This is a genomic window from Streptosporangium sp. NPDC049078, from assembly GCF_040648855.1.
Classification (GTDB): domain Bacteria; phylum Actinomycetota; class Actinomycetes; order Streptosporangiales; family Streptosporangiaceae; genus Streptosporangium.
In genome coordinates, this window is sequence record NZ_JBEZEL010000001.1 from 533,211 (window position 1) to 548,930 (window position 15,720).

Here is a 15,720-nt window from a genome sequence, read left to right on the forward strand (position 1 = left end):
ACCTGGTGTGGCTGACGCTGAGTCACGCGGCGGATCGAACACCGGCCGATGGATCGACCGACGATCGACGCTGCCATGGCCGGTGTACCCAACCGCCAACCCACCCCAAACCAAGGCTTTACTAACAATTGAATAAAGCGACGCGCCGATCAGGGGGGCGGAGGGTCTCCGAGCAGGGTGGACAGCTCCGAGACCAGCCATCGGGAATCCTTTTTGATCATGATGAATCTGGCCCGGTTCTGGCTGACGACCCGGCGTGGCTCCTTCTCCCCCTCGGGGGTCCTGACCGTGCTCATGCTCATGAAGAGCAGCACCTCGACCCGGCCGGAACCTCCCGACTCCACCGACTCGACCCCGGCCCCGGTCACCGTGGCCTGCTGCACCGTCTTCTGTCTCCTGGCCTGTGGAGCGATGCTCCTGGCCAGCTGCCGGTAGTGCAGACTGAGCGCCCCGACGGTGTATTCGCTCGCTCTTGCGAAATCCTGTTCGATCGTACGATAGTCATACGACAGCATGTCGGGGGCGACCGAACGGGCCGCGGCGAGCGCCTCCCGGCCCGCCGTCTCGTCCGCGCGCAGCCGGCTCAGGTCGGTGAACATGATCCAGACGGCCGCCGCGAGCGCGAGCGCGACGGCGACCATGAGTCCGATCGCCAGCCGGGAGGCATGTCTCACAGCACCAGCTCCGCCTGGGACACGAGCCACGATCCCCCGACCTTGGTCACTTCCATGTTCCACCGGTAGAACCGCTCCTGCGGGGCGTCCTTGCCCCCGTCCCGCCGGATCACCGCGTCGCCCACCACCATCACCTGGGCCGTGCTCCCCTTCAACGAGACCAGCCCCGAGGCCCGCAGCGCACCCGTCTGGAGGATCTTGTCCTTCACCGTGCTCCTCTTGAGCTCCGCGGCGGTCCTGGCGTACTCGGCCCTGGCCACACCCGTGGAGGTGTCGAGGATGCGTTCGATGTCCTCGTCGACGCTCCGGTAGCCGACGGAGAGCAGATGCAGGGCGTGGGCCCCCGCCGCCCTCAACGCGGCCTGCCGGTCGTCAGCGGCCGTCTGGGCGTCGCGCAGGGCGGCACCGATCCAGAACGCGGCGACGAGCAGCACCACGATCAAAACTCCCAGCATCGGCCCCAGGATCCTGAGAGGGCGACGGGAGCGGCGTGAGCGACGGGAACGAGTGGCGTGCACTGCCATGCGTTCTCTCCCATCGCACGGTCTGCGGAACGCGGGCCGGTGAGCGCGACCGTCGCACCGCGCCGGACGGTGCGCTCCCCGATCGCCGGATCATAACCCGCCGCGCAGATCCGCATAACGGCCTTCGCCCACATGCCCCGGGCCATTTCGCCCACCCATTCACCCCGGCCCCGAGACGACGAGGCGTCCGGCCCGGTGAGGATGGCCCTCCCCCGCCGTCGACGCGCATCCCGGCCGGCCGCCGCCCGCCCCTCCCACCCGGGGCCCGGGCACGGGTCGCGGGGGGGCGGAAACACGAGAAGAGCGGGCCACCGGCACCAGGTGGACCCGCTCTTCTCGATGAAACGAACTACTTGACGGTCACCGAGGCGCCGGCGCCCTCAAGGGCGGCCTTGGCCTTCTCGGCCTGCTCCTTGTTGACCTTGCCGTCGAAGACGGACTTGGGAGCGCCGTCAACGAGGTCCTTGGCCTCCTTGAGGCCCAGGCTCGTCAGGGCGCGGATCTCCTTGATGACCTGGATCTTCTTGTCGCCGGCGGCCTCGAGGACGACCTCGAACTCGTCCTGCTCCTCGACCTCTTCGACGGCGGCCGCACCGGGGGCGGCGGCGGCGACGGCGACGGGGGCAGCGGCCTTGACGTCGAAGGTCTCCTCGAAGAGCTTCACGAAGTCGGACAGCTCAAGAAGAGTCATCTCCTTGAAAGCGTCGAGCAGCTCGTCGGTGCTGAGCTTCGCCATGATGGTTCCTCCATACGGATCTGAACTACTAAAGAAAGTCGGGACCGCGGTTTGCGTTAATCCCCTGTGACCGCCTGCGCGGACCTACTCGCCGGCGCCTTCGCGCTTGGCGCGCAGGGCCTCGGCCAGCTGAGCCATGTTGGTGGGCAGCGCATTGAAGACGGCGGCCGCGTGGCCCTGCTTCGCCTTCAGGGCACCGGCCAGCTTCGCGAGGAGAACCTCGCGCGACTCAAGGTCGGCAAGCTTGCTGATCTCGTCCGGCGTCATCGACCTGCCGTCGACGACACCGCCCTTGATGACCAGGAGGGGATTGGCCTTGGCGAAGTCACGCAGACTCTTGGCAGCCTCGACCACGTCGCCGTTGACGAACGCGATCGCCGACGGACCCGCGAGCAGGTCGTTGAGCTGGTTGAACCCGGCCTCAGTGGCCGCGATCTTGGTCAGCGTGTTCTTCACCACGGCGAACTTCGCATTCTCACCGAGAGAAACGCGCAGCTGCTTGAGCTGGGCGACGGTGAGACCGCGGTATTCGGTCAGAACGGCAGCATTGGAGCCGTCGAAGCTGCTCTTCAGCTCAGCGACAGCCGTTGCCTTTTCTGCCTTCGCCATGGGCCTCCTTCCAGATGTGCCGCCGGGGCAAGGGCCCAGAAAAGCGAACAAGCCCCGGCGCAGGCGCACGGGGCTCACATAAGGAGGTTAGTCCAGATGAAAACTCACATCACAACCTACGCGGGCCGTCCACTGACGTGGATCCTTAAGTCATCAAGCCATGCGGCTTGACGACGACCGGCGGTCTTCGGCGTTGACAGCTTACGCGCTGACGCCACGAATGCCAACTCGGCGCCACCTCAGCGCGGTAAGCCGGAAAAACACGCTTTTGCCCCCTCCCGGCGTCGTCCCCGGAGCCTGTCCCGCCACGGGCGCCGAGAACAGGCCGGGACGCCCGGGAGGAGCCCTCCCCGGCAAAGGGGCACGGAAAAGGCTCACGCCCCCGGCCGGTGGGCCGAGGGCGTGGACTTCCGGGAAACGTCAGTTTCCGCCGCGGTGCTCGGGCAGGTCACCCACCTGGTCGGCGGGCGGGGCCGTGATCTCCACGGGCTCGTTGAACCCCTTGAAGAGCGCCGTCAGGTTGAACGACGCGTCCTTCTCGGAGCCGCTGAGCGTGACCTTGCGGGGCAGGCTCTGGGCGTCGGCCCAGAGGTCGAACTTCACGTCCTTGGCCTGCGAGAGCTGCTCCTGAAGCTTCTCACGCTTGGCCGGGTCGATCAGCTGGGCGGCCTCGGCGACCGGGAAGGTGCCGCTGTAGTGGGTCGTGTCGACCCCACCGACCGTCTCGGTGCCGACCGCCTTGACGTCCTTGGACGCGGTCAGCAGCTTCACGGTGCCCGCCAGGTCGAACTGCTGCGCCTGGTCCATGAACTTCCTGATCTCGGACTGCCCCTTGGCGTCGAGCTCGCTGAGCGACACCTTGGTCCACGGCTTGCTGGTGCCGGCGACCCTGTTGATGAGCTCGGACTTCACGTAGACCGTGTCACCCGACAGGATGGCCCGTGCTCCGCCGGGCACGTTCTGACCGCCGAAGGTGATCGTGTCGAGCCTGATGTCCGTCGCCAGCTGGGGCTTGCTCTGGTAGAGCATGCTGCCCTGGACCTTGCCCGCCCCCTTCTCCCCACCGGTGGCGTCGAGAACCACGTCCGCGGAGTAGGAGGTGACCTCCTCGGCCTTCTGAGCACTCTGCTGCACCGCGTCCGCCGCGGCGAGTTTGACGTTTCCGAGGGAGCCGGTGCCCTGCGCACCGCATCCCGCGACCGCGATGAGCGCGGCCGCTCCCAGTGCGACTGTGGGAGCCAATCGGCGCATTTTCGTCTCCACCCTTTCGTTCCCCCGGTGATCCATGACAACGACACTACGCGTCGGCAAAGCCGGGCGCGTCGTCCGGGAGAACGAAGAAAGGCCTCAACCGAATGGCCATTCGGTTGAGGCCTTCCTCAGAAGACGTCTGCTATCAGGCTGCCATCAGGCGTCGAGCTCGGCGGTCAGCGCCCGCGTCTGGTTGGGGTCGACCTGGATGCCGGGGCCCATCGACGTGGAGAAGACGACCTTCTTGACGTAGCGTCCCTTCGCCGCGGACGGCTTGAGACGCAGCACCTCTTCGAGGGCGGCGGCGTAGTTCTCGATGAGCTGGCGCTCGCCGAAGGACACCTTGCCGATGATGAAGTGCAGGTTCGCGTGCCGGTCGACACGGAACTCGATCTTGCCGCCCTTGATGTCGGTGACGGCCTTGCCGACGGCCGGGGTCACGGTGCCGGTCTTGGGGTTCGGCATCAGGCCACGGGGGCCGAGCACGCGGCCCAGACGACCGACCTTGCCCATGAGGTCCGGGGTGGCGACGACGGCGTCGAAGTCGAGGCGGCCCTTGGCGACCTCGTCGATCAGCTCGTCGGCACCGACGATGTCGGCGCCCGCGGCGCGGGCCTCCTCGGCACGGTCACCGGTCGCGAAGACCAGGACCCGGGCGGTCTTGCCGGTGCCGTGCGGGAGGTTGACGGTGCCGCGGACCATCTGGTCGGCCTTGCGAGGGTCGACGCCCAGCCGCAGGGCCACCTCGACGGTGGCGTCGAACTTGGCGACGTTGGTGTCCTTGGCCAGCTTGGCCGCCTGCGCCGGGGTGTACAGGGTCTCGCGGTCGACCTGCGCCGCCGCGGCGCGGAATCCCTTGCTGCGCTTCATGTGATCACTCCTGTGGATCCGAGTGTTCGTGGTGCGGGCCAGCGCCTGGCCCCTCCACTTACTTCGAAATTTTCCTGCCGGACGTCGCTCGTGCTCCGCCCGCTGTTCGGCCCCTCGACGGTCGCGCGGATCATGCTCTCGCGCTCGTGCCCGCAGGGCCCGGTCAGCCGTTTCGGCTAGTCGGTGATCGTGATGCCCATCGACCGGGCGGTGCCGGCGATGATCTTCTCGGCCGCCGCGATGTCGTTGGCGTTGAGGTCCTGCATCTTGGTCTCGGCGATCTGGCGCAGCTGCTCCTTGGTGAGCTTGCCCACCTTGTCCTTCTGCGGGACGGCCGAACCCTTGGCGACACCGGCGGCCTTCTTGATCAGCTCAGGCGCCGGGGGCGTCTTCGTGATGAAGGTGAAGGTGCGGTCCTCGTAGATGGTGATCTCAACGGGGATGATGTTGCCGCGCTGGGCCTCGGTGGCAGCGTTGTACTGCTTCACGAATTCCATGATGTTGACGCCGTGCGGGCCGAGGGCGGTACCGACCGGCGGCGCGGGCGTGGCCTGGCCAGCGGGGAGCTGGACCTTGACCAAGGCTGCGAGCTTCTTCTTAGGAGGCATGCTTCTCTCCGGGTCCTTGCTTCTCTGAACGATGTTCCTGCCGGCCCCGCGCAGGCGGGGCCCACTCCGGCGGCTGAATTTCGGCCGGAGTGAAGAAGGAACCATCCCCGCGACCGCGGGGCAGACTGGTGAAGTCTACGCGACCGGTTTAGATTTTCGAGACCTGGTTGAACGAGAGCTCGACCGGGGTCTCACGACCGAAGATCGACACGAGCACCTTGAGCTTCTGCGACTCGGCGCTGATCTCGCTCACCGTGGCGGGCAGCGTGGCGAACGGGCCGTCCATGACGGTGACGGACTCGCCGACCTCGAAGTCGACCGTCGCGGCGGAGGCCTTCGCGGTGGACTTCTTCACCTCTTCCGAGGGCTCCGGCGCGAGCAGCTTGGCGACCTCTTCGAGGCTCAGCGGGCTCGGCTTGTTGGAGAGGCCCACGAAACCGGTCACACCGGGGGTGTTACGCACCGCGGACCAGGACTCGTCGGTGAGCTCCATCCGGACCAGGACGTATCCGGGCAGCACCCGCTCCTTGACCAGCTGGCGCTTGCCGCTCTTGATCTCGGTCACGTGGTGGGTGGGCACCTCGACCTGGAAGATGTAGTCCTCCATGTTGAGGGACTGCGTGCGGGTCTCGATGTTCGACTTCACGCGGTTCTCGTAACCGGCGTAGGAGTGGATGACGTACCACTCGCCGAACAGGCTCCGCAGGTGCCGCTTGAACTCCTCGACCGGGTCGACGTCGGGAAGGACGTCACCGTCCTCGTCGACGGCGCCGACCGGGGCCTGCTCGGCCTCACCCTCGGCGTCGGTGTCGGTCTCGGCGTCGACATCCCGCCCGTCGGACTCGTCAAGCGAATCCTCGGTGACGTCGACGGCCTTCTCCAGCTCGTCCTCGCGCTCTTCGCGGGGCTCGCCGGCCGACTGTGCAGACTCGGACACGGTGCTCTATCTCTTTTCTTCGATGGCTTGTGGACTCATCGGCGAGGCTATCCGCCCGCCGGAGACCGCGGCTCAGGCTCCGCCGAAGATTCTCAGCACGCCCTCGGTGAACAGCGCGTCCAAAGCCGACACGATCCCGACCATGATCAGAACGAAGACCAGGACGATGATGGTGTACGAAATAAGGTCTTTGCGCGTAGGCCAGATGACCTTACGCAGCTCGGCGACTACCTGCCGGTAGAAAAGGGCGGGAGAAGTGCGCTTGGTCTTCTTCTCACCGCTCGGCTTGTCTGCGGTTTCGCCGCGCGTGTCGATCGCCACAGTCCTCACCTGAATCCATCGAGTCCAACGCACATAAGCGGCGCGCTGGACGCCTGATGCGCGGACCGCTCCTAGCAGGGCACGAGGGACTCGAACCCCCAACCGCCGGTTTTGGAGACCGGTGCGCTACCAATTGCGCTAGTGCCCTAAGACATGAACCACCATACATCGGTTGGACCGAAGTTTGTCCGTGGCTCACGGTCTTGACCGCCGGTTCACGCATACGGCGGAAAGACCATGCCGGAGTCTACGGGTGAATGGCCACCACGTCGAACCGGAGGACGCCGACGGGCGATCGTCCAGCTCAGAAGCCGTCGCCGATGCTCAGGCGGCTCCCGGGAAGACGTCCGCATGGTGGATACGCGGCGGAAACATCGGCACAGGTCTGTAACCATGGAGGTATGACCCGTCCTCGCATCTCAGCGCGCATCTCCGCGATCTCCGAGTCCGCCACGCTCGCCGTGGACGCCAAGGCCAAGGCAATGAAGGCGGCGGGCCGCCCGGTCATCGGCTTCGGCGCCGGTGAGCCGGACTTCGCGACCCCCGGCTACATCGTCGAGGCGGCCGTCGAGGCGTGCAGGAACCCCAGGTTCCACAAGTACACCCCGGCCGGTGGCCTTCCCGAACTGAAGCAGGCCGTCGCCGACAAGACGCTCCGCGACTCCGGCTACCGGGTGGACGCGGCCCAGGTCCTGATCACCAACGGTGGCAAGCAGGCCGTCTACGAGGCGTTCGCCACCCTGCTCGACCCGGGTGACGAGGTCCTGGTCGTGGCCCCGTACTGGACGACCTACCCCGAGGCGATCAAGCTCGCCGGCGGCGTCCAGGTCGACGTGGTGACCGACGAGACCACCGGCTACCTGGCGAGCGTGGAGCAGCTGGAGGCGGCGCGCACCGACCGCACCAAGGTCCTGCTCTTCGTCTCCCCGTCCAACCCGACCGGCGCGGTGTACACCCCCGAGCAGGTCGCGGAGATCGGCCGCTGGGCCGCCGAGCACGATCTGTGGGTCGTCACGGACGAGATCTACGAGCACCTCACGTACGGCGACGCGACGTTCGCGAGCATCGCCACCGTGGTCCCGGAGCTGGGCGACAAGGTGGTGGTCCTGAACGGCGTCGCCAAGACCTACGCGATGACCGGCTGGCGCGTGGGCTGGCTGATCGGTCCCAAGGACGTCGTCAAGGCCGCCACCAACCTGCAGTCGCACGCCACCTCCAACGTCTCCAACGTCGCCCAGGCCGCCGCGCTGGCCGCCGTCACCGGCGACCTGTCGGCGGTGGCGGAGATGCGCGCCGCCTTCGACCGGCGCCGCCGGACCATCGTCAGGATGCTCAACGAGATCCCGGGCGTGGTCTGCCCCGAGCCGCTGGGCGCGTTCTACGCCTATCCCTCGGTCAAGGCGCTCCTGGGCAAGGAGTTCGGCGGCAGGCGCCCGGCGACCTCCGCCGAGCTGGCCGAGATCGTCCTGGAGGAGGCCGAGGTGGCGGTCGTCCCCGGTGAGGCCTTCGGCACCCCGGGATACTTCCGCCTGTCCTACGCGCTCGGCGACGACGACCTCGTCGAGGGCGTGAGCCGCCTCGCCAAGTTCCTCGGCCAGGCCGGCTGAACGCGACGGCCTGACCGCCCGGCGCGCCAGGTCCCCGGCAGGGCCCGCCGATCAGGACGGCCTCCCTGCCGGGCCCGCCGAGCGTGACCGGTTCCCCGCCGGGTGCGGGGTTTCCCGCGGGGACCGCCGATCAGGACGGCTCCCCCGCCGGTCGAACCCGCCCTCCGTACGCGCCGGGCGGGGCTCAGTCCCGCAGGGCGTAGGCCACGGCGGCCTCGAGGTGGGCGGCCGAGCCCTCGTCGAAGGCCCGCGCGTAGGCGGTCTCGCCGATCAGGCACGTGGCGCGGGCACCGGCGGCCTCGCGGAGCGCGGCCATGGTGTGGGCCCCGGCGCCGGGGGGCCCGAAGGTGGTCCGGATACGTTGCGCGGCCCCCAGGAGCCAGGCCGCGCGTCCGCCGTCGCCCTCGGTGGCGGCGATCCTGGCGAGCTGGTCGATGGCGAGAGCGCTGCCGACCGTGTCCCGCAGCCGTCGTTTGGCCTCCAGGGAGGCCCTGGCCGCCGCTGAGGCCTCCGCGAGGTCACCCCGGCCGAAAAGGGCGAGGGAGAGGACGTAGTCGTCCGTGGCGCGCTGTGACAGCTCCCCTCGCGCCTCGTGGCCCGGACGCGCCTCGCGCAGGATCCTCACCGCCTCGTCGAAGTCGCCGCGGAAGGTGGCGGCCAGGGCGAGGAAGGAGGGCAGGAAGAACGTTCCCTGCGAGGTGGGGCCCAGTCCGTCGGCCACGCGCAGCGCGTACGCCCGCGCGTCCTCTCGATCCAGGTCTCCGGTGAACAGGCGGGTTTGCGCGAGGGCGAGAAGGGCGTGTGCCTCGGCGTCGCCGTCACCGTACCGCTGGGCGCTCTCGACGGCCTCCTCCGCCCGGTCGCGCGCCAGGGACATGTCGCCCTGGATGAGCGCGAGATGGGCGACGACCCACAGCGGCCTGGACCTCGCCCTGTCGGGGGCGGGGACGGCGGACAGGGCGCGGCCGAGATAGTGGCGGCCCTCCCTGACGAACCCCAGCCGGCACCAGAGCACCCACAGGGCTCCTGCCAGCTCCAGAGCGCCGCGGTGGTCGCCCGCGCCGAGACAGCGGTCGAGGGCCGCGCGGATGTCGGGCAGTTCCCGGTGCGCCCAGCAGGTCCATTCGAGCTGGCGGGGGCCGTACCATTCGGCGTCCATGCGCCGGGCGGTGGACAGGTAGTGATCGCGATGCCTGCGGATCATCAGGGCGCCTTCGCCCAGCTCGTCGAGCCAGTCGCGCCCGTAGTCCCTGATGGTGTCGAGCAGGCGGTAGCGGTCACCCACGCGCGCGACGACGGATTTGGCCACGAGCGCGGCGAGTGCGCCGGGGACGTCGGGCAGGCGCTCGTCCTCGCACACGCCACGCGCCGCCTCGGCGTCGAACGCCGCGGGAAAGACCGACAGGCGGGCCCAGAGCAGACGTTCGGCGGGGGTGCACAGCTCGTGGCTCCAGCCGGCGGCGGTGCGGAGCGTGTGGTGGCGGACGGGGAGTCCCTCGCCGTCGGTCAGCGGCTTGAAGTGGACGTCGAGCTGGTCGGCGAGCTGGGTCGCCGACAGGCCGCGCATCTGGCTGGCGGCCAGCTCGATGGCGAGCGGCATGCCGTCGAGCCTGCGGCAGAGCCTGGCGACGGCCATCATGGCCCGCTCGTCCGTACGGAATCCGGGGGCCACGGCCCTGGCGCGGTCGAGGAAGAGGCTCGGCGCGTCGTGGTCCGCGAGATCGGCGGTCTCGGGCGGGGGGACGGGGAAGGGTTCGACGAGCATGACGACCTCCAGCGGCAGGCCGAGCTCCTGGCGGCTGGTCACGATGATCTGAACGTCGGGCGCGCCGGTCAGGAGGGCCACGACCAGGGCGGCGCAGGAGTCGACCAGGTGCTCGCAGGTGTCGAGGACGATGAGGAGCCGCCGGTCGACGAGATGCTCGACGAGGGAGTCCAGCGCGGGACGTTCGGCCGGGGTGTGCAGGCCGAAAAGTCCGGCGACGCCGTGGATGAGCAGGTCGCCGTCGGTCTCGGCGGAGAGCTCGGCCACCCAGACGCCGTCGGGGTAGTCGTCACGGACGTTCCTCGCGGCCCGCAGGGCCAGACGCGTCTTGCCGACGCCCCCGGGGCCGCGCAGGGTGAGCAGGCGTGTCCTGGTGAGGAGTTTCGCGATCTCGTCGAGCTCGGTGGTGCGGCCGACGAAACTGTTCATCTCGGCCGGCAGGTTGCCGCAGCGCGTCAAGAAAGCTCCCCCTGGAGTGCGTGTTCCACGGCGTCGCGCAGGTTGATCGAACTTCCCCGCGCCTCCAGCCGCTCGAACTCCGTCCTGCCCATGCGCCCGCGCAGCCTCAGCTCGGCCGTGCGCAGCTGCGTCGCGATCACGGGTGAACGGCTGGGCGGCACGTCGGCGCTCCGCCACGCGGCGCGGGAGGCTCCGAACATGGTGGCGGCGAAGGTGTCGTCGGAGCACGCCTCGGCGATCACGACGAACACCTCCAGTGCCTCCATCAGGGAGATGCTGTCGCCGAACAGGCGGGCCCCGCGCAGGGAGCCGCAGGCGGAGTCGAGCGCGGAGACGGTGTTGCCCAGGGAGTGCTCGGCCTGGGCCAGGAGGAGGTCCAGGCGGATGAGGGTCCAGTAGTCGCCGCAGGACTCGCAGAGCTCGCGTCCCTCGCGCAGGACGGAGACGGCCTGCTCATGGTGGTCGGCGAGCATCATCGCGGTGGCGACCACGGTGTAGGTGGGCAGGAAGCCCGGGAAGACGTTGCCGGTTGAGCGGTGGCGCACCCTGGCGTGCTTGATGAGCCTCAGGGCCTCGACCACATCGCCCTTGACCACGGCCAGGTGGGCCTGGAACTGGCTGACGTAGGCCGTGGCGTAGCCGTCGGCGTCCTCGGCGGCGCATTCGGTGAGGATGCGTTCGGCGCGTTCGAGGTCACCGCGCTGGATCGAGACCCAGGCGTGCACCCAGAGCGCCTTGACCCGTTCGGGGCTGGGGGTGTGATCGAGGTCGAGGCCGCGCTGGAGGAGGTCGTCACCGGGTGCCTGCATGCCGCAGCACGCCCACAGGAACCACAGGTTGCCGACGAGGTCGAGTCCCCTGCGGTATTCCGGCGGCCGGGAGTAGCAGTATTCGATGGCGCCACGCATGTTGCCGCATTCGAGGACCAGCCTGCGGTACCACTCGAGCTGGCGGCCCTGCCAGCTCATCTCGGCGCGGGCGGACAGGGCGAGGAAGTGGTCGCGGTGGCGGCGCTGGATCTCGTCGGTCTCGCCGAGCCGGTCGAGCCAGACCACCCCGAACTCGCGGACGGTGTTGAGCAGGCGATAGCGGACCCCGCCCTCGCCCTCCTCGCGGACGAGGACCGATTTGTCGAGCAGGCCGAGCAGCCCGTCGAGGACGTCCTTGGCCGCGAGGGCGCCGCCGGCGCAGACCTCCTCGGCGGCCTCGATGTCGAAGGTGCCCGCGAAGACCGAGGCCCGCGCCCACAGCAGGCGTTCGGCGGGGGTGCACAGTTCGTGGCTCCAGCCGAGGGCGACGCGCATGGAGCTGTGCCGCCGGGGAGCGGCGGCCCGCGCGGGCGGGGCGGCGCCGAATCCGACGGCGTGGATCTCGCGTTCGGCCGCGGGGACCGTACGGCCTTCGAGGGACGCGGCGAGCTCGTCCGGCGAGGTGACGTGACCGTCGAAGGCGGTGATCCCCGCGGTGGAGATCGGGCGGCCGTCGAGGGTGGCGGCGAGCACGTCGAGGGTGCCGAGACCGCCGGGGGTGCCCTCGGCCACGGCGAGCCGGATCGCGAGCGGCAGGTTGTCGAGGCGCTTGCAGAGCTCGGCCGGATCCGTGCCGCCGAACCTGCCACCGGCGAGGGCGGTGATCAGCTGGACGGCGTCGGCGTCCGGCAGGCCGCCGACCGGGTAAAGGTGCTCGCCGGGCAGGCCGAGCCGCTGTCTGCTGGTGGTCAGGACGCGCAGTCCCTCGACCGAGCGCAGCAGCAGGCCGACCAGGATGCCCGTCGCGCCGACGACGCGGTCACAGGTGTCGAGGACGAGCAGGGTCCGGCGCGTGAGGAACTCGTCCACCAGGGCCCGCAGCGTGGGGGTGCCCGGCCCGCGGCGGGCACCGATCGCGTCCGCGAGCGTCTCGGTCAGGGAGTCGAGGTCGGCGGGCGCCTCCGACAGCTCCACGATGTGGACGCCGCCGGGGAACGCGGGTTCGAGGGTGCGGGCGAGCCGCAGGGCGAGACAGGTCTTCCCGACCCCCGCGGGGCCGGTCAACGTGACGTGCCGGACCCTTTCGAGCAGTGCGGATACGTCTGCGAGTTCTGTCTCCCTGCCGACGAAGACATCCGCTTCCATGGCAGCCCCAGCGTCCTGACAATGTGTGCCTCCACGGTCGCACGGCGACATGGTCCGCTGAAAGCCCGTTTCCTAAATTTCCTCGATATAACGGGGGATGGGATATGGGCGGGTGTGCCGTGCCCCCGCAACGCCTGCCCGAAATAACACATAAAACCCTATAAATAACCAATCGGGAAAAGTCGCGGGAAATGTCGGGAAAGGCGAGCGGGGTTCCGGCCCTGTTCAGCGGGCCTGCCCGCACGCGCGGTGCCCATGACGATCTCGACGGCGAGGCTCCCGTGCTCCGTCCACACGAGCGTGAGCGTACCCGGCCCGCCGCCCGCGTCGAGCTCACCGCCCTCCCCCGGGCCTCCGCGCGGCGATCTTCCCCCTCCCCGGGACGTGAACGGACCTTCAGATCGCGCCAAAAACATCGGGGTCGTCGATCGGCGCCCCCGAAGGTACGGCACCATATTGAAATGCCACGTCCCCTCAGCGAACTGCCCAAGGCGCACCTGCACCTGCACTTCACCGGCTCCATGCGGCACTCGACCCTCGTCGAGCTCGCCCGCGAGCACGGGTTACACCTTCCCGACGCGCTCGAGGAGGACTGGCCGCCCCGGCTGCGCGCGACCGACGAGCGAGGCTGGTTCCGCTTCCAGCGGCTGTACGACATCGCGCGCTCGGTGCTGCAGCGGGAGAGCGACGTCTACCGGCTGCTGCGCGAGGCCGCCGAGGACGAGGCCGCCGAGGGATCGGGCTGGCTGGAGATCCAGATCGACCCGTCGGGGTACGCGTCGAAGTTCGGCGGTCTCACCTCGGCGATGGAGCTGATGCTCGACGCGACCCGCAGGGCGGCGGACCACGCGGGGATAGGGATCGCCGTCGTGGTGGCGGCGAACCGTACCCGCCACCCTCTCGACGCCAAGACCCTCGCCCGCCTCGCCACGCACCACATGGACGAGGGCGTGGTCGGGTTCGGGCTCTCCAACGACGAGCGACGCGGCCGGGCCCGCGACTTCGACGGAGCCTTCCGGCTGGCCAAGCGCGCCGGACTGCTCGCCGTACCGCACGGCGGGGAACTGCTGGGCGCGGCCAGCGTGGCCGAGTGCGTCGACGTGCTGGACGCCGACCGGGTCGGGCACGGGGTGCGGGCGGCCGAGTCGCCGAGGCTCATGGAGCGCCTCGCGGCCCGGGGGATCACGTGCGAGGTCTGCCCGACGTCCAACGTCGGCCTCGGGGTGGCCGAGCGCGCCGAGGACGTACCGCTGCGGCGCCTGTTCGAGGCGGGGGTGCCGATCGCGCTGGGCGCCGACGACCCGCTGCTGTTCGGTGCCAGGCTGCTGCCCCAGTACGAGCTCGCCAGGCAGGTGTACGGCTTCTCCGACCCGGAGCTGGCCGAGCTGGCCCGCCAGTCGGTGCGGGCTTCGGCGGCCCCGGACGACGTGCGCAAGAAGCTCCTCCAGGGGATCGACGACTGGCTGGCGTCATCGGGCTGAACGGACGCGCCTCCCCCTCCGACGCATCCGGCCGACGCCGGAGAGCCTCCCGCTCGGACACACCCCGCCGCCGCCGGAGAATCGAGCGGGCGAGCACCCGCCCGGCCGACGTCAACGAGCCGAACGGGTGGACTCCCGACGTACCACGCACCCCGTCGGCCACCGGCACACCCCCGAGAAGGCGTCAGCGGACCGAGCGGGCGATCTCCTGCGCGCGGCCGAGCTCCCCGACGCCCTCCAGGCGCAGGCCGACCCGCCCTCGCTGCCAGATGAGGGTGGGGCCCGCCGGACGGGGACGGACCTCGGCCCTCCCTCCGCTCCTGGGCAGGTAGGTCAGGCCGTGGTGGGCCGGGATCCACTGTGCCTTCACCGCACCCACACCTGCGTCCTCCGGCCAGGGCGGGCCCAGTTCCTTTCTGAAGACGAGGTGGAGGCTGCCGTCGTACTCGTCCAGCCTGACGCCGGGCCAGAACAGCGACACCACCCGGCCTCCGTCGCTCACCCTCACCTCGGCGGGATCGCCGAGCGCGGCCGGGACGGAGACGGGGAACGCCACCTGCTCCCTCGCCTGTTCCAGGGTGACCCGGCGCTCACCGGGCAGCGGCTGGGGCACCCCGGACGGCAGCGGCCCGGGGCCGCCGATCCTGAGCTCGACCCCCGCGAAGCGCAGGATCTCCGCGACCGCGGCCCTTCCAGCGGGTGTCGCCCCCAGGAGGAGGGCCGTGAGGATCGCGACGGCGGCGACCACCGCCCGCCGCCGTACCCGCCCGCCGTCTCGCAGCGCCTCCCACGCGCGCCTGAGCACGCGGGGACCTCCGGGAACGGCGGGCGCCTCGGGGGTCCGCGTCTCGGGAGCAGGGCTTCCGGGGACGGCGGGTGCCTCGGGAACGGGACTCTCGGGAACAGGGCTTCCAGGAGCGGCGGGCGCCTCGGGATCGGGCGTCCCGGAGTCCGGCGCCGACGCGGCGGGGGCGAGTTGTGATCGGAGCCGGGCTCGTACGGCCCGCGCGACGTCGTCCGGGGGCGGGGAGGGGACGTCGATGGACTCCCCGAGGGCGAGGAGCCGGGCTTCGAGGTCGTCAGGTGAGGTCACGGGCCACCTCCTCACGCAGACGGGCCAGGCCGCGGGAGGTCCGCGACTTGACGGTACCGACGGGAAGATCGAGCACCTGGGCGGTCTCGGCCTCCGACAGCTGTAGGAAGTACCGGCAGACCACAGTCTCGCGTTCCCGTTCGGGCAGCGTACGCACCGCGTCGAGGAGCCGCGCCCTCAGGTCGGTCGCGACCGCCGCCTCCTCGGGTCCCTCGCCCGGCGGGGGAACGACCTCGGTGAGCCGCACGGTCAGCCTGTCGCGGCGTCCACGGGAGCGGGTCAGGTTGTGCGTCTCGTTGGCCACGATCCGCAGCAGCCAGGGGCGGAAGTGCGCGTCCCTGCGAAAGGAGGCGAGATGACGGTACGCCTTGACGAACGCCTCCTGGACCACGTCCTCGGCCTCGTCGGCGGCGCCGAGCATGGCCGCGGTGCGGTGCGCGAGCACGCTGTAACGGGCGACCAGCACCTCGTAGGCGTCCAGGTCACCGGCGAGCGATCGGGTGATCGCCTCATCGTCGTCCGTCGGGGGCTCCTTCGCGAATGTTGGGAGAGATTCCACCGCATCCGAGCCCTTCGCGAAAGCCCCTTCTCCTCGTGAAGCCTCGCGCTCGTGGGCGAGACCGTGATCCCGTCCGCCGGGGTGCTCCCTTTGGATTCGGAGGACGGGGCCG

General features: G+C 69.9%; 15 protein-coding genes and 1 tRNA gene. 2 read left to right on the top strand and 14 right to left on the bottom strand.

Annotated elements, in window-relative coordinates; genetic code table 11:
• Positions 1-149 precede the first annotated feature (149 nt).
• From AB0B90_RS02215 to AB0B90_RS02260, 10 genes are all read right to left on the bottom strand, one after another.
• A complete protein-coding gene (locus AB0B90_RS02215) occupies positions 150-674 on the bottom strand; it encodes a hypothetical protein (RefSeq protein ID WP_350943259.1) in 525 nt (174 codons plus the stop codon).
• Entirely contained in the window at positions 671-1,129 is a 459-nt protein-coding gene (locus tag AB0B90_RS02220) for a hypothetical protein (RefSeq protein WP_362920307.1), read from the bottom strand. Before AB0B90_RS02220 ends, AB0B90_RS02215 begins: the two co-directional genes overlap by 4 nt.
• Positions 1,130-1,547: 418 nt before the next feature.
• The gene (gene rplL, locus AB0B90_RS02225; protein WP_350943257.1) at positions 1,548-1,934 is read right to left on the bottom strand and encodes a 50S ribosomal protein L7/L12; all 387 of its coding nucleotides are present in this window, start codon (positions 1,932-1,934) and stop codon (positions 1,548-1,550) included.
• Positions 1,935-2,018: 84 nt separating this feature from the next.
• Positions 2,019-2,543, bottom strand: coding sequence for a 50S ribosomal protein L10 (gene rplJ / locus AB0B90_RS02230; protein WP_350943256.1), 525 nt, complete (start codon positions 2,541-2,543; stop codon positions 2,019-2,021).
• A 420-nt stretch (positions 2,544-2,963) separates the two neighbouring features.
• The gene (locus AB0B90_RS02235) at positions 2,964-3,794 is read right to left on the bottom strand and encodes an LppX_LprAFG lipoprotein (RefSeq protein ID WP_350943255.1); all 831 of its coding nucleotides are present in this window, start codon (positions 3,792-3,794) and stop codon (positions 2,964-2,966) included.
• Positions 3,795-3,950: 156 nt separating this feature from the next.
• A complete protein-coding gene (rplA, locus tag AB0B90_RS02240; RefSeq protein ID WP_350943254.1) occupies positions 3,951-4,664 on the bottom strand; it encodes a 50S ribosomal protein L1 in 714 nt (237 codons plus the stop codon).
• A gap of 176 nt (positions 4,665-4,840) precedes the next feature.
• Complete coding sequence (gene rplK / locus AB0B90_RS02245) at positions 4,841-5,272, bottom strand: 50S ribosomal protein L11 (protein ID WP_350943253.1); 432 nt, start codon at positions 5,270-5,272, stop codon at positions 4,841-4,843.
• A 148-nt stretch (positions 5,273-5,420) separates the two neighbouring features.
• Positions 5,421-6,209, bottom strand: a complete 789-nt coding sequence (gene nusG / locus AB0B90_RS02250; RefSeq protein ID WP_350943252.1) for a transcription termination/antitermination protein NusG — start codon at positions 6,207-6,209, stop codon at positions 5,421-5,423.
• A 72-nt stretch (positions 6,210-6,281) separates the two neighbouring features.
• Positions 6,282-6,530: a preprotein translocase subunit SecE gene (gene secE, locus AB0B90_RS02255; RefSeq protein ID WP_329089906.1), complete on the bottom strand. Its 249-nt coding sequence runs from the start codon at positions 6,528-6,530 to the stop codon at positions 6,282-6,284.
• A gap of 75 nt (positions 6,531-6,605) precedes the next feature.
• A tRNA-Trp gene (locus tag AB0B90_RS02260) sits at positions 6,606-6,678 on the bottom strand.
• 253 nt (positions 6,679-6,931) lie between these two features.
• Between AB0B90_RS02260 and AB0B90_RS02265 the strand changes: the two genes are divergently transcribed.
• Positions 6,932-8,137, top strand: a complete 1,206-nt coding sequence (locus AB0B90_RS02265; protein WP_350943251.1) for a pyridoxal phosphate-dependent aminotransferase — start codon at positions 6,932-6,934, stop codon at positions 8,135-8,137.
• Positions 8,138-8,321: 184 nt separating this feature from the next.
• On the opposite strand, the gene AB0B90_RS02270 is transcribed toward AB0B90_RS02265, so the two are convergent.
• Positions 8,322-10,331 (bottom strand): NB-ARC domain-containing protein, encoded by a 2,010-nt coding sequence (locus AB0B90_RS02270; RefSeq protein ID WP_350943249.1) that lies wholly within the window; start codon positions 10,329-10,331, stop codon positions 8,322-8,324.
• Between the two features lie 26 nt (positions 10,332-10,357).
• Positions 10,358-12,475, bottom strand: coding sequence for an AAA family ATPase (locus AB0B90_RS02275; RefSeq protein ID WP_350943247.1), 2,118 nt, complete (start codon positions 12,473-12,475; stop codon positions 10,358-10,360).
• 461 nt (positions 12,476-12,936) lie between these two features.
• Here AB0B90_RS02275 and AB0B90_RS02280 point away from each other — a divergent pair, with 461 nt between their 5' ends.
• Positions 12,937-13,956: an adenosine deaminase gene (locus tag AB0B90_RS02280; protein ID WP_350943246.1), complete on the top strand. Its 1,020-nt coding sequence runs from the start codon at positions 12,937-12,939 to the stop codon at positions 13,954-13,956.
• 184 nt (positions 13,957-14,140) lie between these two features.
• Here AB0B90_RS02280 and AB0B90_RS02285 read toward each other — a convergent pair whose 3' ends face one another.
• Together AB0B90_RS02285 and AB0B90_RS02290 are read right to left on the bottom strand one after the other, a co-directional pair.
• Complete coding sequence (locus AB0B90_RS02285) at positions 14,141-15,049, bottom strand: hypothetical protein (RefSeq protein WP_362920310.1); 909 nt, start codon at positions 15,047-15,049, stop codon at positions 14,141-14,143.
• Positions 15,036-15,608 carry a sigma-70 family RNA polymerase sigma factor gene (locus AB0B90_RS02290; RefSeq protein ID WP_362920312.1) on the bottom strand — a complete coding sequence of 191 codons (573 nt, stop codon included), beginning with the start codon at positions 15,606-15,608 and terminating at the stop codon, positions 15,036-15,038. Before AB0B90_RS02290 ends, AB0B90_RS02285 begins: the two co-directional genes overlap by 14 nt.
• Positions 15,609-15,720 lie beyond the last annotated feature (112 nt).